This window comes from Qipengyuania sp. MTN3-11, assembly GCF_042851825.1.
GTDB lineage: Bacteria > Pseudomonadota > Alphaproteobacteria > Sphingomonadales > Sphingomonadaceae > Qipengyuania.
The window spans coordinates 676,691-695,093 of the sequence record NZ_BTGM01000001.1; the positions used below are offsets into that span (position 1 = coordinate 676,691).

Consider the following 18,403-nt stretch of genomic DNA (forward strand, 5'->3'; position numbering starts at 1 on the left):
GATGGGGAGGGATCAGCTCTCGAGCTGGCGCAGCAGGCTGCGCACATCGCCGTCCATATCGGCGTCGCGCTGGCGCAGATCCTCGATCAGCCGGACGGCGTGGATAACCGTCGAATGATCGCGCCCGCCGAATTTGCGCCCGATCTCGGGATAGGACCGCGGGGTGAGCACCTTGGAGAGGTACATCGCCACCTGCCGCGGCCGGACCACGGCGCGCGCGCGGCGCTTCGAGCTCATCTCGGAGCGGTCGATGCGGTAGAACTGGCACACCGTGCGCTGGATCTCGTCGATGGTGATCCTGCGGCGGTTGGCCGAGAGGATGTCGGTCAGCTGCTCCTCGGCCAGCTGCAGCGAGACTTCCTGCCCGGTCAGCTGGGCATAGGCGATCAGCTTGTTGAGCCCGCCGACCAGCTCGCGAATGTTGCGCGTGATCGTGCGGGCTAGGAAGCCGAGCACGTCCTCTGGCACTTCGAGCGGCGCGAATTTGGTCAGCTTGGAATGCAGGATCTTCTTGCGCAGCTCGATGTCGGCGCCCTGGATGTCGGCGACGAGGCCCATCGACAGCCGGCTGAGCAGCCGCGGTTCGACTCCGTCGAGAGCCTGCGGCGCGCGGTCGGCGGCGAACACCAGCCGCTTGCCTTCGGCCAGCAGCGCGTCGATCGTGTAGAGCAGTTCTTCCTGCGCGCTCGCCTTGCCGATGATGAACTGGATGTCGTCGACCAGCAGCAGGTCGAAACTGCGCAGCCGGGCCTTGAACTCGAGCATCTGGTTCGATTTCAGCGCCTGGACGAATTCGACCATGAACCGCTCGGCGCTGCAGTAGAAGATGCGGCTGCGCGGATGGCTGGCGAGGAAATTGTGGCCGATGGCGTGGAGCAGATGGGTCTTGCCCTGCCCGGTCGCGCCCTTGAGGTAGAGCGGGCTGAACTGGGGCTTCTCCGCCGCCGCCATGCGTTGGGCGGCGTTGCAGGCGAGCACGTTCGCCTCGCCGGTGACGAAGGCGGCGAAGGTCAGCGAGGGGTCGAGGCCGACGCTGGTGGTGAAACCGGCATCGCCGATGGTGTCGGCGGCGATCGCCATCATCGAACTGTCCGCCCCGTCGTTCGCCGGGCGGCGGCCATCGGTGTGGAAGCGCAGGTCGGCGACCTGGCGGCGACCCGGATGAACCGCGATCTCGACCCGCCGCACTTCGCTGCAGGCGATTTTCCACGCCAGGCCCAGCCGGTCGGCGAAGCGATCCTTCACCCAGTCGGCGGAAAACTGCGTCGGCAGGTAGAGCGCGAGCGTGCCGGTCTCCTTGTCGAGCCCGCCGACCTGGATCGGCTTGATCCACTGGCTGTGGAGCTGGTGTCCGAGATCCTTGCGCAGGCCCTGGCTGATGTCCGCCCAATCCGCCGCCAGGTTCACCGCTTCAAGATCTTCCATCGATTCCTCGCCTGTCTTTGTCTTTTGCGGCCTGTGCGAATGTCCGAACGTGCTCATCTTCCGCTGTCACCCGTCTCGACCGGTTCGCCCGTGCTGGCGAACCGAATTGCGCTTGCCGGGGAGCACCAGACATGGCTCCGCCCTCTCCGGAATCGTCCGATTTCGGAGAGCCCCCTTGGTCGGTTCAGATTGTGAAGCCCGGGCTGTCCCGCCCCGGGCAGAGCCATCTTCTAAGTCGCGTTTCGAACGAGTCGCAAGTGTGGGGAACGTAAAAAACCTGAAATAAATTAATTGACAGGTTGCGACCCCGCAGGCGTGCGTTGATGTGCCTGTTTTTGCTGGTTTTCAGCACGGCCGGCAAAGCGAATCGCGGGTTTTCCGCCAATCGCCCCTGCGCGAGGTGACAGGTCGGTTGCGATCCGGATACCGAAAAGCGACAGGGCCGGTACCTGTTGGCACCGACCCCGATTGCGATCACGAAATGAGAGCCGCCGGCAGACCCGGCGGGCAGCGAATCAGAGCGCGGCGACTCGCTTGGAAAGCCGGCTCATCTTGCGCGCCGCGGTGTTCTTGTGGAACACGCCACGAGCGACGCCGCGGGCGAGCTCGGGCTGCGCCGCCTTCAGCGCCTCGGCGGCTTTGTCCTTGTCGCCGGCTTCGACGGCGGCATCGACCTGCTTCAGGTAGGTGCGGATGCGGCTCATGCGCGCGGTGTTAACGTCGGCGCGCTTCTCGTTGCGGCGGATGCGCTTCTTGGCTTGCGGCGTATTGGCCATGTTCGTCCTTGGTCTGTCGCGTTATCGTCGGGGCCGCGGCGAAGCGACCGGATCGTAATTCGTTCTGTCGAAAGTCGGCGTATGACCGCCGGAAAGCGGGCCTCATAGGGGCGCGCAGCCGAATCGTCAAGAAATTCGCGCGCTACCGGCTGCGCAGGCGCCTCATCGCTGGCAGCGCGGGCAGAACCAGCTGCTGCGCCCGCCCTGCACCGCGCGCCGGATCGTTCCACCGTCTGCCCGGTGACACGGCTGCCCCTCGCGCCCGTAGACATCGAAGCGGGTGGCGAAATAGCCGAGCTCGCCATCGGGCCGGGCGAAATCGCGCAGGCTCGATCCGCCGTCGCTGATCGATTGCTCGAGTACCTCGCGCACCGCGGGCACCAGCCGGCGCAGCTGGGGCATGGTGACCTTGCCGCCGGCTTTGCGCGGATGGATTCCGGCCCGCCACAGCGCTTCGCAGACATAGATGTTGCCGAGCCCGGCGACCACGCGCTGATCGAGCAGCAGGGTCTTGATCGCCTGGCTGCGGCCCTTCGTCGCCGCGCGAAGGTGCTCGGCAGTCAGCCCAATGCCCAGCGGCTCGGGCCCCATCGCGGCGAAGGCCTGCCAGCTTTCGAGGCCATCGGCATCGATCAGATCCACCGAACCGAAGCGCCGCGGATCGTTGAGCGCGAAGCGATGGTCCGCGGTCTCGATCTCCAGATGGTCGTGTTTCTCCCGGCGCTCGGGATCGATCCGCCAGCGCCCGCTCATGCCGAGGTGGAACACCAGCACGCGGTCGCGATCGGTGTGGATCAACCCGTATTTCGCGCGGCGGGAAAGCGCGGTGATCCGCGCCCCGGTCAGCGCCTGGACGAGGTCGGGCGGGAAGGGACGGCGCATGTCGGGGCGATTGACCCGCACCGCGGTGATCATCGCCCCTTCCAGATGGCGTGCCAGACCGCGCACGGTGGTTTCGACTTCGGGCAGTTCGGGCATGGCGGGGCCGCTCCTAACACCCTTTGCCGCGCCTGCAATTGTCCGTAAGGCCGCCCGCATGAGAGCCATGCCATGAGCGAGAGCGTTTCCTTCGGTTACGAAGAGGTCGCCCCCGAGGAAAAGACCCGCCGCGTCGGCGCGGTCTTCTCCAACGTCGCGGCGAAATACGACGTGATGAACGATGCCATGTCGGGGGGCATGCACCGATTGTGGAAGGACCGCTTCGTGCGGCGGGTGAAGCCGCAGCCGGGCGAGGCGGTGCTCGACATGGCGGGCGGCACCGGCGACATCGCCTTCCGCATGGCGGCGCGCGGGGCCGAGGTGACCGTCGCCGACATCAACCAGGACATGCTCGACGTCGGCATCGAACGGGCATTGGAGAAGGGAATCACCGGGCTCGCCTGGTCGTGCCAGAATGCCGAGGTGCTGTCCTATCCCTCGCGCACATTCGATGCCTACACGATCGCCTTCGGGATAAGGAACGTGACGCGGATCGATCGGGCGCTGGCGGAGGCGCACCGGGTGTTGCGGCACGGCGGGCGCTTCTTCTGCCTCGAGTTCTCGACCACCGAATGGCCGGGGTTCAGGGAAGCCTACGATCTCTATTCGCACAAGCTGGTGCCGCAGATCGGCAAGGCCATCGCCGGCGACGAGGACAGCTATCGCTATCTGATCGAATCGATCCGCCGTTTCCCTGCGATGCCCCAATTCGAGGCGATGATCCGCGAGGCGGGTTTTGCGCAGACCAGGGTCGAGCCGATCATGGGCGGGCTCGTGGCGATCCATTCGGGATGGAAAATCTGAGCGCGTGACCCGTCCGTCCACGCATATCCGCAGGTTGCTCGGATGGGGCCGCACGCTCGCCCGGCACGGTGCGCTGCGCGGAATCGAGAACGATCCCAACATGCCGGCTCCGGTCAAGCGCCTGTGCCGGATCGCCCGCATCGGGACGGTCCAGCCGCGTGAGCCCGACTATGCCGGTGCGTTCCGTGCGATCGGCCCCGCGGCGATCAAGCTCGGCCAGACGCTCGCCACCCGGCCCGACATCGTCGGTGAAGAGGCCGCGCGCAATCTCCTATCGCTGCAGGACGATCTTCCTCCCGTGCCGTTCGCGCAGATACGGGCGAGCATGGAAGCCGCTTTCGAAGCGCCGCTCGAAACGCTGTTCGCGAGCATCGACCCGGTTCCGGTGGGCGCGGCCTCGATCGCGCAGGTGCACAAGGGCGTCACCACCGAGGGGCGCGAAGTCGCGATCAAGGTGCTGCGACCGGGGATCCGCGAACGCTTCGCGCGCGACATCGCGACCTACGAATGGGCGGCAGCGCATCTCGAGGCGCTGGGCAGCGACGAGGCGCGGCGGCTGCGCCCGCAGCTCGTGATCGCCAATTTCAAGCGCTGGACCAACCGGGAACTGGACTTGAGGCGCGAGGCGGCGAGCGCTTCCGAGCTCGCCGAACACATGGTCGGCACCCAGAAATACCGCATCCCGGCGATCGACTGGGACCGGACCAACGGCCGGGTGATGACGGTCGAATGGGTCGACGGCATCAAGATTTCCAATGTCGAGGCGCTAGTTGTCGCCGGTCACGACCTTCCCGACCTTGCCGAACGGCTGGTGCTCGCCTTCCTCAAGCAGGCGATCAGCGCGGGGTTCTTCCATGCCGACATGCACCAGGGGAACCTGTTCGTGCAGGCGGACGGGACCATCGTGGCGATCGATTTCGGGATCATGGGTCGGATCGACCGGCGCGCGCGGCAATGGCTGGCGGAAATCCTCTACGGCCTCACCACCGGCAATTACAGGCGCGTCGCCGAAATCCATTTCGAAGCGCAATACGTCCCCAGCCATCATTCGGTCGACGAATTCGCCACCGCCTTGCGTGCCGTCGGCGAACCGATGCGCGGCAAGCCGGTGAGCGAACTATCGGTCGGCCAGATGCTGGACGGGCTTTTCGCCATCACTCGCGATTTCGACATGCAGACCCAGCCCCACCTGCTGCTGCTGCAGAAGACCATGGTGATGGTCGAAGGCATCGCCACCCAGCTCAACCCGCAGATCAACATGTGGGACGTGTCCGCCCCCTTCGTGCGCGCCTGGATCCGCGACGAGCTGGGGCCCGAAGCCGCGCTCGCGGACCGCATTCGCACCGACACCGAGACCCTCCTGCGCATCCCCGCGCTGGTCCGCCGGCTGGAAGAACAATATCCGCCGCGCGGCGGCGCGCCCGAACCGCCCCCGGTGCCGGATGTCGAATTGATGTGGGAAAGGCGCGAACGCAAGGAGCGCGGTCGCGGACTTCTGGGCTATATCGCCGCGGCGATCGTGGGCGGGGGAGCGATGTGGCTGGCGGCGGTGCAAGGCTGGGTCGGCTGAAAATCGGCGGGGGCGCCCGCTGGAACCGCTACGCCCGCTGGCGACGCGGACCGGCGGTCCTGCTGCTCGCCGTTCTGGCGGTACTGGTGCTGTTGACGGCGAGCATCCCGCCTACCGCATCGATGGACGGCGAGGCGGCGGCAGTCCCGGCGCTTTCCCCGTCATCGGACGATGCTCCAGCCAATACGGAGCGCGACGACGACCTGGCGCTCTACGACCGGATCATCGCCCGGGTCGCGGACGGGGAAGATTATTATGCCGCCGCAGTCGAGGAACAGCGCGCGGGCGATTATCCGGTCCGCCCGGGTCTCGCAGTGCGGTTGCCGACGCTGGCCATCCTTCATGCGCGGCTGGGCGAGGGCGGGTTGCAGGCAATCGCCTTTCTCCTGCTCGCGGCGACGGCTTGGGCCTGGTGGCGGCGGCTCGGCGCCGAGCCGGGCGGGGCGCGTTACCGCAACTTCGCCGCGGCGCTGATAGTCCTCGGCGGGTCGACGATCCTCAACCGCTATTATTTCGTCCTCCACGAATTCTGGACCGGAATGCTGATCGCGCTCTCGCTGGGGCTGCACCGGCCCGGGCGCTATTGGCCGGCGCTGGCGGTGGCGGCGCTGGCGCTGGCGCTGCGCGAACATACCCTGCCCTTCGTCCTGCTGATGGCCGCGATGGCGCTGTGGCGTCGGCACTGGCGCGAGGGGCTGGCCTGGCTGACGCTGACGGGCATCTTCGCGCTGGCGCTGCGGTTCCATCTCGAGGCCGTGGCGGCGCTTGTCCTGCCGACCGATCCGCAAGGGCCGCCCTGGCTGGTGCTCGACGGGATGCGCGGCTGGCTGTCCAAGGTCGTGCTGTCGAGCAATCTGCGGTTCCTGCCACATTGGCTCGCCGGTCCGCTCGCCGTGCTGATGGTGTTCGGCTGGAGCGGTTGGCGGTCCCCCGCGGGCAGCACCGCGACACTGCTGCTCCTCGGCTACGCGCTGGCCTTCATGCTCGCCGGCCGGGCGAACAATTTCTACTGGGGTGCGGTGGTCGCGCCGCTGATGTTCGTGGGGCTGGCCTTCGTTCCCGTGGCGGCCACCTCGCTGATCCGTGCGGCGCGGGGCCGATGACGCTGCCCGAACGCCCGCTGCGCCATTGTCCCCGGCTCGTGGGATTGGCGCTGCTGCTGGCTTTCGCGCTGGCGGGTATCTGGAACGCCGGTGCGCTGCAGTCCCGTGATACCGCGCATGGAGCCGACATCGCGCAGCGGCTCGATCGCGGCGACCGGGTCGACATGGACATGTACCGTGCGCTCGAAGCCCGGGTTGCGAAGGGCGAGAATTACTACGCCGCCGTCGCCGAGGAGCATCGCCGCTTCGGTTTTCCGACCAGTCCGGCCGTTGCCGTGCGCACCCCGGTGCTCGCCTGGACCAGCGCGGTCTGGGGCGCGCAGGGCTGGCGGGTGATCGCAGTGGTGCTTTGGGCGGCGAACATCCTGGCCTGGTGGAGCGTTTTCGCAGGGCGGGCGAGTGTCGCCGAAAGGGGGGCGACAGCCACTCTGGCCGCGCTTTTCGGCGCGATCGCCTTCATTCCCGACGTCGCCTACAGCCACGAGGCGCTCGCCGGGCTGATGCTGTCGCTGGCGCTGGCGGTGAAGGACCGGTCCTGGCCGGCGGCGCTGGCGCTCGCAGCATCTGCCGTCGCTCTGCGCGAACTGGCGCTTCCCTTCCTGCTGCTCTGGCTGGCGCTGGCCGGCTCCGGCAGGCGGCGGCGCGAAGCGCTGGCGGTGGGGGCAGCGATCGCACTTCTCCTTGCCGGCTTCGCGCTTCACGCGCAGGCCGTCGAGGCGATGCGCCTGCCGGGAGATGCGGTATCGCCGGGCTGGGCGGGCCTGATCGGGCCGAGCTTGCCGCTCTATGGCATCCACGTGACGACCCTGCTCCAGACCCTGCCGCTCTGGATCGCCGGCCCGCTCGGCGTGCTGCCGCTGCTCGGCTGGCTTGCCCTCGGCGGGCGGACGGGGACCTTCGCGCTGGGCTGGTTCGCCGGCTTCATGCTCTTCGCCGCGCTGTTCGCACGGCAGGAGAATTTCTACTGGATGGCGCTGTTCGTACCGGCCTACGGGATCGGTCTCGCCTTCGTGCCGCGCGCGATCGCGGACGTGTTCAGATTCCGGCGCCCCGCCACGGCCAGCGCCTGATGGCGAGGACCAGCACCAGCACATGCGCCATCTCGACCGCCATCGGCTGCCACCATCCGTCGTAGGTGCCGACGACGAGGAGGTTCACCAGCCGTCCGGTGAAGGCCACCGCGAACAGCGCCAGCGGCGCCGCCAGCAGATCGCCGCGCCGCCGCCATGCGCCCCAGGCCATGAAGCCGGCCGCGACGGTGAAGAAGGCGGTGAAGTCCGCCCGCAACGCCGACCGGCCCATCGCCCCGTCGGGCGCGAGGCCGAAATTCACCGCGGATCTGGCCGGATCGAGGAAGAACCCGATCCCGATAACCATGTCGATTATCGCCATCAGAACTATGATTGCGCTCAGGATCATCCGCATGGCTGCGCCTCCTCCGTTATCGACCAGGCCTAGAGCGCGGCAGCCAGCGGGGCAATCGCGCTGTTGATGGGTGCTGGCATTGGCGGTCGGAGGGCGCTAGCACGCGCAACGATGAGACAGCGGGAATGCACGATGCGATCGACGTGCGGCGCGGCTCCGTGCGGGTGGACCGCCGGATGAGCGTGCCGCGTATCCTGCTGGTGATCGGCGGCGGCATCGCGGCCTACAAATCCTGTGAGCTCGTGCGGCTGATCCGAAAGGCCGGAGCCGAGGTGACCTGCGTGGTGACCGAGGGCGGGCAGCAGTTCGTCACCCCGATGGCGCTTGCCGCGCTCAGCGGCAACAAGGTCTACACCTCGCTCTTCGATCTCAAGGACGAGGTCGAGATGGGGCACATCCAGCTCTCGCGCGCCGCCGATCTCGTCGTCGTCTGCCCGGCGACTGCCGACCTTCTCGCCAAGATGGCGGCGGGGATCGCCGACGATCTCGCCACCACGCTGATCCTCGCGACCGACAAGCCGGTGCTGACCGTGCCGGCGATGAACGTGCGAATGTGGGAGCATGCGACCACGCAGCGCAACACCGCCTGGCTGCGCGAGGCGGGTGTCGAGGTGATGGAGCCCGACGAGGGCGAGATGGCCTGCGGCGAATACGGACCCGGACGCCTCCCCGAGCCGGTGGTGATCCTCTCCGCCATCGCCGACAAACTCGACGTGGATATGGACGTCCCTGGGCTTCCGGCGCCGCAGCAGCCCACGCCTGCGTCCGCGCCGGAGGAGGATATCGCCCGCGAGGCCCTGGAGCCCGAACCCGAGGTGCAGTCGAAGGGCATGCTCGGCGGGCTGCTCTCGGCTATCATTCCGCGCAGCACGGCGCGGCGCAGCCACGAGGAGCTCGAGGCCGAGCTCGACGCGATGCCGCAGATCGATGCCCTCGATGCCGAGGAACTGATCCGCGGCGTGCCGCAGGACAACGACGCTCCGCCCGCGCAGGGCGAAATTCAGGGCGGGCCGGTGTTGGCGACCAAGGGCCGCGCCACGGCAGCGCCACCGACCGATCCGGAAGCGATCAACCACGAAGTCGCGCGCCGTAACCCTGCCGCCATGCCGCAGCCGATCCCGGACGAGGCCGTGAGGCAGTCCGGTTCGGAGACCGACCCGCTGGCCGGCCAGCCCGAATTCGATCCCGATCCCGATCACCGCCCGCTGTTCGGCAAGCATGTGCTGGTCACCGCCGGGCCCACCTGGGAGCCGATCGATCCGGTCCGCTACATCGCCAACCGCTCGAGCGGGAAGCAGGGTTTCGCGATCGCCGCGATGGCCGCGGCGGCAGGTGCGCGGGTGACGCTGGTGGCCGGGCCGGTGCATCTGCCGACTCCGCTCGGGGTCGACCGGATCGACGTCGAGAGCGCCGACGAGATGGCGGAAAAGGTGCGCCGGGCGCTCCCCGCCGATGCCGCCTTCATGGTCGCCGCCGTGGCCGACTGGAAGAGCCGCACCGTCGCCCAGGAGAAGATGAAGAAGCGCGGCAGCGCTCCGCCGGCGCTGATGCTGACCGAAAATCCGGACATCCTCGCCAATGTCGCGGCCGGCCGCAAGCGCCCGCATCTGCTGATCGGCTTCGCCGCCGAGACCGAGGATCTGGTCGAAAACGCCAAGGCCAAGCGCAAGCGCAAGGGGGCGGACTGGATCGTCGCCAACGACGTCGGCTCCTCGGGCGGCGGCGTGATGGGGGGTGACCGCAACCGGGTGGCGATCGTCACCGCGCGCGGGGTCGAGCACCTGGAGGACATGCCCAAGGAGGACGTTGCTCGCGAACTGGTCCGCCGCGCGGCCGAGGCGCTGGTCGATCCCAAGGACGATGCGGATGATTGATCCGGTCCCGGTGCAGGTGAAGCGCATGGCGCATGGCAAGGGTCTCGATCTGCCCGCCTATGCGACGGACGGCGCGGTGGGCATGGACGTGGTTTCGGCCGAGGATGCGACGCTGAAGCGTGGCGTGCCGCGCGCGGTCGCCACCGGGCTCGCCTTGGCCATCCCGCCGGGGTTCGAGATCCAGGTGCGTCCGCGCTCGGGCCTCGCCCTGAAGCATGCGATCACCGTGCCGAACACGCCCGGGACGATCGATTCGGACTATCGCGGCGAATTGAAGATCATCCTGATCAACCACGGGACCGAGGATTTCTCCATCGCGCGGGGTGACCGGATCGCCCAGATCGTCCTCGCCCCGGTCGTGCAAGCGCGCTGGGAAGAGGTCGCCGCGCTCGACGAGACCCTGCGCGGAGCCGGTGGTTTCGGTTCCACCGGCGGCCACGCGAAGCTGGTCTGATTACCCTGCGGCGTCGCTCGCTGCCTTGCGGAACAGCAGCAGCGGCGCGAGCCAGAGAGCGATCGCGAACAGAGCCGGGCCCCAATCGGCTTGGCCGTTGAGTTGGGCAACTATGGCCGTGATCAGTTCCGCGACAATGACCAACGCCGTTACGCGGGCCATGTCCCAGGCACGGAACCTGACGGCGACGCTGCCAATCAGCGCGGCGAGCACGATGAGATCGTAGGCGATGTTGATCGCTCCCTCGCCAATAATGCCCACCGCCGCATTGATCCACACCGTCGCGAAGCCGGCCCCGGCCGCGCCGAGAAGCGCCAGTCTGTGTATCCAGCCTTTTCCGACGCGCAGGGCCACCTCTCCTGCGATTCCCAAAGCGCCGAGCATGACGATCGCAAAAAGGAAATCGCCGCCGCTCCAGCCGAAGCCCGGATCGAACAGATAGGCCACGGTCGGCAAAGCGAGCAGAGCGAGCAGTGCGCCCCACCCGGCGATTCGCCAGCCCTTGAGCGAGCCATCCCGGATAGCGTAGATATCGTCGGTCATGCTGTGGGTCCTTCCTTCGTGATGCCCCAGAGCTAGCGCGCGAGCGGCCTGAGCAGCATGAGCAATTCGTGAGCAATGGCTGAAAAGCTTCCCTCGCCTGCGCGCGCTCGCTTATGGTTTCCCGATGGATGCGGCAGAGGCAGATCGCGAGCGGGAAGGGGCGCTGGTCTGGCGCTTCGACGCCTTCGAAATCGACCGAGCCAACCGCGAACTGCGCCGCGAAGGTCACCCTATCCCGCTCGGCAGCCGCTATTTCGATGCGCTGGTGCTGCTCGCCGCCCACCCTGGCGAATTGGTTACCAAGAATCGCTTCATGGACGAGGTCTGGCGGGGCATTCCGGTGACCGACGAGGCACTCACCCAGTGCATCCGCACGCTGCGGCGCGCCCTGGGCGACGAGGCAGGCGATCCTCGCTTCGTCGCCACCGTGCCCAAGCACGGCTATCGCTTCCTCGCCGAGGTCGAGCGCTCGAGGCGCGACGGAAGCGGGCCTTCCAGGGCAGCGTCGGCCGTCGGGGGTTCGGCAGGCGGTCGCATTGCAGGGGCGGCCACTATCGGTGGCGGGATCGCCGGGACGCTCGGCGGCCTGTTCTACGGTCTTCTGGGCACGAGCGGGGGAGGCACGGGAGTGCTGGTGATGGCGGCGCTGGTCGCCGCGCTTGGGGTGCTCGGCGGTGCGGGCGTCGGCATCGGAATGGGGGTGGCAGCGATGCTGCGAGGCGCGAAGCCGCTCGCACTGATTTCGGGAGCGGCGCTCGGCGGAGCGCTGGTCGGAGCATTTGGACAGCCACTGGGGCGTGACGGGATCGCGGCGCTGACGGGCGCGCGGGTTGTCGAGATCACCGGGCTGTTCGAGGGATTGGTGCTCGGTCTGGCCGTGGGAATGATTGGGGCGCTGGCGCTCACCGCCGGTTGGCGAGAGCGATCCGTCATGGGTCTTTCCGCCATCGCGGGCGGAGCGGCAGGTGCCATCATCGCGCTGTCGGGCGGGTCGCTCCTGGGACGCAGTTTGATGCTGCTGGAGGCACAATTCCCCGGGTCCGATTTGGCCCTCGATCGGGTCGGCAGGGCCTTCGGCGAAGACGGCTTCTACATGTTCACCCAGCTGGCTACGAGCGTGCTCGAAGGCGCCGCCTTCACCGCTTGTGTCGCCGCCGCCCTATTGCACGCCAACCTCCGGCAAAAATAAAGAGGGCGGCACTCGCGCGCCGCCCCCCTCAGTGATCTTTTCGATGCGATGAATCAATCGATCCTGCGCACCGTGGTTTCTTCCGGCTTGATCGAAATGCGCACGGTCTCGCCCGAATTGCCCGGGAAGTCGGTGAACATCGCCTCGACCAGATTGGGGACCAGATATTGCAGCCGGTCGGATGTCGACAACGCCTCGGCCTTGCCCTCGAACAGCCTCTCCCCGGTAGCGGCGCGGTCGATCTTCATATCGATCTCGCTATTGTAGACCGTGTAACTGCGCACTTCGGGCCCGCCGAACCAGGGATCGTAGAAACCGTAGCCCCAGCTGCTGCCGTAATAGCGCGAGCGGAAGGGCGAATATCCGAAGCGCGAGCGGTAGTAGGGCGAACGGAACGCACTGTAGCCGAACCACGGATCGTAAAACGGATCGCGGAAGCCCGTGGTGCGGATGCGCTCCCGGCCGTTGTCGACGTTGTAATCGAAGCGGACCAGCAGGGTCGCGCTTTCGGGCGCGGCCTGCGCATAGCCGAGCCGGGCCATGTTGGCCTCCACCAGATCGGCATATTGCGCGAACTCGAGCCCGCCGGCGAGCGACGGATCGTCGGCGACGACGGCGAAGCTTTCGCCCGTGGGCGCCGGCAATTGCGTCTGGAAGCGCTGCACATCGGCGCGGAACGGAGTAGCGCAGGCCGCGAGGCCTGCCAGTATGAGCGGGACGGAGGCCAGCCTTGCGGTGCGCCCCCACCCCTTCGCAGAATCGGTCATCGCGGGGTCCTTTCCAAATTCGAAACGCGCGAGGGCGGGATGGTTTCCGCGATCCCATCGCAGCGTGCTTGCCCCATGTAAGGAACGAGCCATGAACACGCTTTGAACGGCGTGACTGGGAAAGGTGAATCAATTCAAGCGCGTACCAGCCCCAGCGCGCGATATGCCGCCGCCAGCGTCGGTATCGCCAGTTCGCGCGCCTGCGCTGCCCCGCGCGCCAGAATCGCGTCGAGCGATTCGCGGTCGTCCCGCAGCGCGGTGAAGCGTTCGACGATGGGCGAGAGACTGGCGACGGTAAGCTCGGCGAGCGCCGGCTTGAAACTGCCGAAACCCTGGCCGCCGTATTCGCCGAGCACCGCCTCCACGCTGCTCCCGGCAAGCGCGGCGTAGATCGTCACCAGGTTCAGCGCCTCCGGCCGCGCCTCCAGCCCCTTGGCCTCGGAGGGGAGCGGCTCGGCATCGGTCTTGGCCTTCTTGATCTTCCTGGCGATGGTGTCCGGATCGTCGGACAGGTTGATCCGGCTCATGTCCGAATCCGCCGACTTGCTCATCTTCGCCGATCCGTCGCGCAGGCTCATGATCCGCGCTGCGCCCGGCGGGATGATAGGTTCGGGCAGGGTGAAGACCGGTGCCTCCTCGGAAGCGAAGTCGTTGTTGAATTTCTGTGCGATGTCGCGGGCGAGTTCCAGATGCTGTTTCTGGTCTTCGCCCACGGGGACATGCGTCGCCTGATAGAGCAGCACGTCCGCGGCCTGGAGCACGGGGTAGCTGAACAGCGCGACCGACTGGCCTTCGCGGTTCTTGCCGGCCTTGTCCTTCCATTGCGTCATGCGATTGAGCCAGCCCATCCGCGCGGTGCCGCTGAGCAACCATTGCAGCTCCGCGTGCTGGTGCACCTGGGCCTGGTTGAACAGCACGGTCTTCCTGGGATCGACCCCGCAGGCGACCAGCGTGGCGACCATCTCCAGCGTCGCCGCGTGGAGCCGCGCCGGATCGTGCGGCATGGAGATCGCATGGAGGTCGGCGAGGAAGATCAGGCAGTCGCCGCCTGCCACCTCGGCCTCGTCCTGCAGCCGCACGTAATTGACGATCGCGCCGAGATAATTGCCCAGATGGGGGGTGCCGGTGGGCTGGATGCCGGAGACGACGCGCATAGCTGTCCTTGGATAGGGGAAAAATCAGGCCTGGCGGCGCATTAGGCGGGTCACCGTGTCCTTGTCGAGGACGCGCAGGACGTAGGCGGCGAGCGCGAAGGTGAGGAGCCCGACCAGCATGATCCCCCCCACAGCCAGCGCGCGCTCCAGCACCTCGCCGGTGAACCAGCCCTCGCCATAGGGCATGGCGAACCACAGCGCCGCGCCCATGACCAGGGCGGCAAGCGTGATCCGCGCGATCCGCCAGAAGATCCGCGCCGGGAGGACGAAGAAACCGCGCCGCGCGAGGATGGCGTAGAGCAGCAGGACGTTGACCCAGGCCCCCGCCGATCCGGCGATCGCCAGACCCAGAACGCCGATGCGCGGCACCAGCACGATGTTGAGCCCCACCGTCACCACCAGGCTGGCGGCGGCGGTGTAGACCGGGGTGCGGGTGTCCTTGCGGGCGAAGAAATTGGGGGTCAGCACCTTGACCAGCACATAGGCGGGCAGCCCGATGACGAGGCCGGAGACCACGGTGCCGGTGACCAGCGCGTCCTCGACCGTGAAGGCGCCGCCGGAGAAGAAGACCCGGGTGAAGGCGCTGCCGGTGACGAACAGCGCGACGGCGCAGGGCACCGTCAGCAGCATCGCAAGCTCGATCGCGTTGGACTGCAGTCTTCCTGCCTCGCCGTGTTCGTCCTTGCCCAGATGGCGCGACAGCGCCGGCAGGATCGCGGTGCCGAGCGCGATGCCGATGATGCCCAGCGGCAGCTGGTTCCAGCGGTCGGCCATGGCCAGATAGGTGTAGCTGCCGACCGGCAAGGTGGAGAGGAAGAACAGGTCGACGAAGCGGCTGATCTGGTAGACCCCGGCCCCGAACACGGCCGGGATGATGAGGATGCCGAGGTCCTTGACCCCCTCGGTCACCCTAGGCGCGACCAGGTGGAGCCGGAAGCCGGCGCGGCGCATGAAGAACCACAGCCAGACGAGCTGGACCAGACCCGACACGCTCAGCGCCACCGATTGCCACATCGCGCTTTCCCGCCGGGCCAGCACCCCGTCGCCCAGGCTCGCGCCGTAGACGAGCGCGACGATCAGGCACAGGTTGAGGAAGATCGGTGCCGCGGCGGCCGCGGCGAAGCGCGAGAGCGAGTTGAGCACCGCCGCAACCAGCGTCGCGAGACTCATGAAGATCAGATAGGGAAAGGCGATCCGCGCCATCGTGATGGCGATGGGCAGTGCCTCGGGATCGCGCTCCAGCCCCTCGGGCGCGAAATAGCCGACCACCCAGGGCATCGCGATCATCGCCAGCGCGCCGAACACGATCAGGATCGGGAGCAAAAGAGAAAGAACGCTGGTGGCGAAGCGTTCCGCCTCGCTCGCGCCCTCGTTCATCCGGCGGTTGAACAGCGGAACGAAGGCGCTGGCGAAGGCCCCTTCGGCGAACAGGCGACGGAAGATGTTGGGCAGCATGAAGGCGAGCTGCCAGGCATCGCCCATCGGTGTCGCCCCGAGCACCCGCGCGACCAGCATGTCCCGCACGAAGCCGAACACGCGGCTGACCGCGGTCAGTCCGCCGATGGTCCCGACGTGTTTGAGCAGGCTCATCGTGCGAGCCGAACCGTGAGAGCGCTCAGGCCTCGCCCGCGGGCGGAGTGGTGCCCGCGTCCTGACCCTGCTGCGCGCGTGCCTGCAACTGCTGCTGGTAGAGCGCGCCGAAATCCATCGGGTCGAGCATCAGCGGCGGAAATCCCGCATCGCGCGTCGCATCGGCCAGCACCCGGCGCGCGAAGGGGAAGATCACGCGCGGTGCCTCGGCATAGAGGAAGGCGTGGGCATGCTCGTCGGGCAGGTTGCGCAGTCCCGCGAGCCCGCAATAGCTGAGGTCGATGAGATAGAGATTGCCCTTCTCGCACTTCGCGGTCGCGGTGATCTTCAGCTCGACCTCGTGGACCTCGTCGTTGACCTGCGTCGCGCCGATGTTGAACTGGATGTCGACCTGCGGCTGATCGGTCCATTGATAGCAGGCCGGGGCGTTGGGGTTCTCGACCGACATGTCCTTGATGTATTGCGAGATGATCCCGGCGGCAGGCTGGTTGTCGGCGCCGTTGGCGCCGGCGGCGGGATTGGCATTGAGATCGGTCAGGATGTCGCCTTCGTCGGCCATGTCGTTTCCGTGTTTTGCGTATCAGGGATGTCGGGCCGGACCGGTCCATGTCGGCACTGCCCGTCAGGGGGGCGCGCCTAGCACCTGCGACAGGGCGGGGCAATGGCGCGCCGCAAGGGATCGAAACGCCACGCTCGGGATGCTTGTTCGTTTGATATTCGCGCCTATCTCGGGCAGGAAAGAATGTCCGGGGCCGCGGCACCCGGAACGCAATCTTGCAGGTGCTCTAACGTGATAGTCGAAATCGTCATCCTCGCCATGGTCGCTGCCTTCCTGGGCCTGCGGCTCTATTCGGTGCTCGGTCGCAGGGCGGAGCACGAGGAAGAGCCCATTCCGCACCGGTTCGAACGCGAGCACGGCGCCGATGACGAGGCGCAACCCGCGCCGCAGCCGCGCACGCAAATGCCGATGCGTATCGGCGATGTGCCTGCCGGGGTGGAGCAGGGCGTACGGGCGATCGCGGCGGCCGATCCCGGTTTCGACCTCATCGCGTTCGTCGAAGGTGCCAAGGGGGCCTACGCCATGGTGCTCGAAGCCTTCTGGGAAGGCGACAAGGACACGCTGCGCGAATTGTGCGACGACGATGTCTACGCCAGCTTCGCCGGTGCGATCGACGCGCGCGAAGCGGCCGGCGAGACGCTGGAGAACCGGCTGATCCGGATCGAGGATGCGATCGTCAAGTCCGCCGACCTCGAAGGACGCACGGCGCGCGTCACCGTGCTGTTCGTCTCCGACATCGCTTCGGTCACGCGCGACAAGGACGGAAATCTCGTCGCCGGGTCGCTCGACGATGCCATCGAGAGCCGGGACGCCTGGACATTCATGCGCAACGTCGATGCCGCCGGGCCGGACTGGAAACTCGACGAGACCGACGAGGGCTGAGGCCTTCCTGGCCGGCCGGGGAGGGCGGATGCACAGATCACTGGCTCTCCTCGCCGCGCTGCTCCTCGCCGCCTGCGGGCGGATCGTTCCGGACGCACAGCCGCCCGGTACCGCCATGCCGCCGGTGGTCGCTCCGGGTGCCGGTCAAACGGCGGGTCTGGCCGCCGCATCGCCGGGGCCAGGGGTCGGCTTGCTGCGGATCGCTCCCGACGATGCGCGCACCGCGCTCGCATCCTTCGTCGAATCCTGCCCCGAACTTCTCCGGCGCACCGATCAGACCGGTCTGACCCGGCGCGAGGATTGGCAGCCCGCCTGCGCCGATGCTCCGCGCTGGCCGGCCGTGGACGCCGCACGCTTCTTCGACACGCATTTCGAGACCGCCCGGATCGGGGACGGCCGGGCCTTCGCGACCGGCTATTTCGAGCCCGAAATCCGCGGTAGCCGCACCCGCATCCCGGGCTACGAGGTGCCGGTCTACAGCGTGCCGCCCGAACTCGTTCGCGACTGGCACGACGACATTCCGCAGAGCGAGCGGACCGGCCGCGCGCCGCTCGGTCGCCGCGATGCGAGCGGCCGTTTCGTGCCGTTCTACGAACGGTCGGAGATCGAGGATGGCGCGCTCGCCAACCGCGGGCTCGAAATCGCCTGGGCGGCCGATCCGATCGAGATGTTCTTCCTCCAGATCCAGGGGTCCGGTCTGCTGCGCCTGCCCGACGGCTCGCTGATGCGGATCGGCTATGCGGGGCAGAACGGCCGCGAATATGTCGGCATCGGTGCGCTGATGCGCGAACGCGGACTGATCGGTGGTGACACGGGCTACGAGACCTCGATGCAGGGGATCGTGCGCTATCTGCGCGATCATCCCGCCGAGGGGCGGGCGATCATGCGCGAGAACAGGAGCTGGATCTTCTTCCGCGAACTGCCCGATCCCGATGGGCTGGGCGGTCCCCTCGGTTCGATCGGCGTGCCGGTCCGGCGCGGCAGCAGCGTGGCGGTCGACCCGACCTACGTGCCCTATGGCGCGCCGGTGTGGCTCGATCTCGACCGCGATGTGGCCGACGGGCTGTGGATCGCACAGGATACCGGCGGGGCGATCAAGGGCGCCAATCGCTTCGACACCTTCTGGGGCAACGGGCCCGATGCCAGCCAAATCGCCGGTGGCATGCTTGGGCGCGGGGACGCGCTGGTGCTGGTCCCCAAGGGAACGCTCGCGCGTCGCGACCTGCGATGACCGCGCCGCGCGGGCTCAGCGAAACGGAAAAGGCGGCCTGGGACAAGGTTGCGGCGACGGTCCGACCCATCGCGCCGCG

Annotated in this window: 18 protein-coding genes; 9 read left to right on the forward strand and 9 right to left on the reverse strand. The window is 67.6% G+C overall.

The genetic code is table 11. From position 1 onward, the window contains the following. Positions 1–12 precede the first annotated feature (12 nt). From dnaA to mutM, 3 genes are all read right to left on the reverse strand, one after another. Positions 13–1,425, reverse strand: a complete 1,413-nt coding sequence (dnaA, locus tag ACGHN1_RS03295; protein ID WP_390548291.1) for a chromosomal replication initiator protein DnaA — start codon at positions 1,423–1,425, stop codon at positions 13–15. A 515-nt stretch (positions 1,426–1,940) separates the two neighbouring features. Further along, positions 1,941–2,201: a 30S ribosomal protein S20 gene (gene rpsT / locus ACGHN1_RS03300; RefSeq protein ID WP_390548293.1), complete on the reverse strand. Its 261-nt coding sequence runs from the start codon at positions 2,199–2,201 to the stop codon at positions 1,941–1,943. A gap of 162 nt (positions 2,202–2,363) precedes the next feature. Next, on the reverse strand, positions 2,364–3,179 hold the full coding sequence (gene mutM, locus ACGHN1_RS03305) for a bifunctional DNA-formamidopyrimidine glycosylase/DNA-(apurinic or apyrimidinic site) lyase (RefSeq protein WP_390548295.1): 816 nt from the start codon (positions 3,177–3,179) through the stop codon (positions 2,364–2,366). Positions 3,180–3,251: 72 nt separating this feature from the next. On the opposite strand from mutM, the gene ACGHN1_RS03310 reads away from it, so the two are divergent. From ACGHN1_RS03310 to ACGHN1_RS03325, 4 genes are read left to right on the forward strand one after another with little or no spacing between them, the layout of a single operon-like run. Continuing rightward, complete coding sequence (locus tag ACGHN1_RS03310; protein ID WP_390548297.1) at positions 3,252–3,983, forward strand: class I SAM-dependent methyltransferase; 732 nt, start codon at positions 3,252–3,254, stop codon at positions 3,981–3,983. A 4-nt stretch (positions 3,984–3,987) separates the two neighbouring features. Continuing rightward, positions 3,988–5,553 carry a 2-polyprenylphenol 6-hydroxylase gene (gene ubiB, locus ACGHN1_RS03315; protein ID WP_390548299.1) on the forward strand — a complete coding sequence of 522 codons (1,566 nt, stop codon included), beginning with the start codon at positions 3,988–3,990 and terminating at the stop codon, positions 5,551–5,553. Continuing rightward, positions 5,520–6,656: a hypothetical protein gene (locus tag ACGHN1_RS03320; RefSeq protein ID WP_390548301.1), complete on the forward strand. Its 1,137-nt coding sequence runs from the start codon at positions 5,520–5,522 to the stop codon at positions 6,654–6,656. The genes ubiB and ACGHN1_RS03320 overlap by 34 nt, the downstream gene beginning before the upstream one ends. Then, the gene (locus ACGHN1_RS03325) at positions 6,653–7,726 is read left to right on the forward strand and encodes a hypothetical protein (RefSeq protein WP_390548303.1); all 1,074 of its coding nucleotides are present in this window, start codon (positions 6,653–6,655) and stop codon (positions 7,724–7,726) included. The genes ACGHN1_RS03320 and ACGHN1_RS03325 overlap by 4 nt, the downstream gene beginning before the upstream one ends. On the opposite strand, the gene ACGHN1_RS03330 is transcribed toward ACGHN1_RS03325, so the two are convergent. Then, positions 7,692–8,081 (reverse strand): hypothetical protein, encoded by a 390-nt coding sequence (locus ACGHN1_RS03330; RefSeq protein ID WP_390548305.1) that lies wholly within the window; start codon positions 8,079–8,081, stop codon positions 7,692–7,694. The two genes, ACGHN1_RS03325 and ACGHN1_RS03330, sit on opposite strands and share 35 nt — an antisense overlap. A 176-nt stretch (positions 8,082–8,257) precedes the next feature. Here ACGHN1_RS03330 and ACGHN1_RS03335 point away from each other — a divergent pair, with 176 nt between their 5' ends. Both ACGHN1_RS03335 and dut read left to right on the forward strand, forming a co-directional pair. Next, complete coding sequence (locus ACGHN1_RS03335; protein ID WP_390549753.1) at positions 8,258–9,955, forward strand: bifunctional phosphopantothenoylcysteine decarboxylase/phosphopantothenate synthase; 1,698 nt, start codon at positions 8,258–8,260, stop codon at positions 9,953–9,955. Further along, positions 9,948–10,409 carry a dUTP diphosphatase gene (dut, locus tag ACGHN1_RS03340; RefSeq protein ID WP_390548307.1) on the forward strand — a complete coding sequence of 154 codons (462 nt, stop codon included), beginning with the start codon at positions 9,948–9,950 and terminating at the stop codon, positions 10,407–10,409. Before ACGHN1_RS03335 ends, dut begins: the two co-directional genes overlap by 8 nt. Here the strand turns inward: dut and ACGHN1_RS03345 are convergent, their stop codons facing one another. Next, positions 10,410–10,952, reverse strand: a complete 543-nt coding sequence (locus tag ACGHN1_RS03345; protein WP_390548309.1) for a hypothetical protein — start codon at positions 10,950–10,952, stop codon at positions 10,410–10,412. Positions 10,953–11,076: 124 nt separating this feature from the next. Here ACGHN1_RS03345 and ACGHN1_RS03350 point away from each other — a divergent pair, with 124 nt between their 5' ends. Beyond that, entirely contained in the window at positions 11,077–12,141 is a 1,065-nt protein-coding gene (locus ACGHN1_RS03350) for a transcriptional regulator (protein ID WP_390548311.1), read from the forward strand. Between the two features lie 53 nt (positions 12,142–12,194). On the opposite strand, the gene ACGHN1_RS03355 is transcribed toward ACGHN1_RS03350, so the two are convergent. The 4 genes from ACGHN1_RS03355 to secB form a co-directional block, all read right to left on the reverse strand. Beyond that, complete coding sequence (locus ACGHN1_RS03355; protein ID WP_390548313.1) at positions 12,195–12,908, reverse strand: DUF4136 domain-containing protein; 714 nt, start codon at positions 12,906–12,908, stop codon at positions 12,195–12,197. A gap of 134 nt (positions 12,909–13,042) precedes the next feature. After that, complete coding sequence (gene trpS / locus ACGHN1_RS03360; protein ID WP_390548315.1) at positions 13,043–14,062, reverse strand: tryptophan--tRNA ligase; 1,020 nt, start codon at positions 14,060–14,062, stop codon at positions 13,043–13,045. A gap of 24 nt (positions 14,063–14,086) precedes the next feature. Further along, on the reverse strand, positions 14,087–15,652 hold the full coding sequence (murJ, locus tag ACGHN1_RS03365; RefSeq protein ID WP_390548317.1) for a murein biosynthesis integral membrane protein MurJ: 1,566 nt from the start codon (positions 15,650–15,652) through the stop codon (positions 14,087–14,089). 25 nt (positions 15,653–15,677) lie between these two features. Next, positions 15,678–16,211 (reverse strand): protein-export chaperone SecB, encoded by a 534-nt coding sequence (gene secB / locus ACGHN1_RS03370; RefSeq protein ID WP_390548319.1) that lies wholly within the window; start codon positions 16,209–16,211, stop codon positions 15,678–15,680. Between the two features lie 231 nt (positions 16,212–16,442). On the opposite strand from secB, the gene ACGHN1_RS03375 reads away from it, so the two are divergent. Further along, positions 16,443–17,093 (forward strand): Tim44/TimA family putative adaptor protein, encoded by a 651-nt coding sequence (locus ACGHN1_RS03375; protein ID WP_390548321.1) that lies wholly within the window; start codon positions 16,443–16,445, stop codon positions 17,091–17,093. A gap of 28 nt (positions 17,094–17,121) precedes the next feature. Next, a complete protein-coding gene (locus tag ACGHN1_RS03380; protein ID WP_390548323.1) occupies positions 17,122–18,324 on the forward strand; it encodes a murein transglycosylase A in 1,203 nt (400 codons plus the stop codon). Positions 18,325–18,403 lie beyond the last annotated feature (79 nt).

Coding starts and splice junctions, on each gene's coding strand:
- dnaA (WP_390548291.1), bottom strand. CDS start 1,425: ATGGAAGATCTTGAAGCGGTGAACCTGGCGGCGGATTGGGCGGACATC.
- rpsT (WP_390548293.1), bottom strand. CDS start 2,201: ATGGCCAATACGCCGCAAGCCAAGAAGCGCATCCGCCGCAACGAGAAG.
- mutM (WP_390548295.1), bottom strand. CDS start 3,179: ATGCCCGAACTGCCCGAAGTCGAAACCACCGTGCGCGGTCTGGCACGC.
- ACGHN1_RS03310 (WP_390548297.1), top strand. CDS start 3,252: ATGAGCGAGAGCGTTTCCTTCGGTTACGAAGAGGTCGCCCCCGAGGAA.
- ACGHN1_RS03325 (WP_390548303.1), top strand. CDS start 6,653: ATGACGCTGCCCGAACGCCCGCTGCGCCATTGTCCCCGGCTCGTGGGA.
- ACGHN1_RS03330 (WP_390548305.1), bottom strand. CDS start 8,081: ATGCGGATGATCCTGAGCGCAATCATAGTTCTGATGGCGATAATCGAC.
- ACGHN1_RS03335 (WP_390549753.1), top strand. CDS start 8,258: ATGAGCGTGCCGCGTATCCTGCTGGTGATCGGCGGCGGCATCGCGGCC.
- dut (WP_390548307.1), top strand. CDS start 9,948: ATGATTGATCCGGTCCCGGTGCAGGTGAAGCGCATGGCGCATGGCAAG.
- ACGHN1_RS03345 (WP_390548309.1), bottom strand. CDS start 10,952: ATGACCGACGATATCTACGCTATCCGGGATGGCTCGCTCAAGGGCTGG.
- ACGHN1_RS03350 (WP_390548311.1), top strand. CDS start 11,077: ATGGATGCGGCAGAGGCAGATCGCGAGCGGGAAGGGGCGCTGGTCTGG.
- ACGHN1_RS03355 (WP_390548313.1), bottom strand. CDS start 12,908: ATGACCGATTCTGCGAAGGGGTGGGGGCGCACCGCAAGGCTGGCCTCC.
- trpS (WP_390548315.1), bottom strand. CDS start 14,062: ATGCGCGTCGTCTCCGGCATCCAGCCCACCGGCACCCCCCATCTGGGC.
- murJ (WP_390548317.1), bottom strand. CDS start 15,652: ATGAGCCTGCTCAAACACGTCGGGACCATCGGCGGACTGACCGCGGTC.
- secB (WP_390548319.1), bottom strand. CDS start 16,211: ATGGCCGACGAAGGCGACATCCTGACCGATCTCAATGCCAATCCCGCC.
- ACGHN1_RS03380 (WP_390548323.1), top strand. CDS start 17,122: ATGCACAGATCACTGGCTCTCCTCGCCGCGCTGCTCCTCGCCGCCTGC.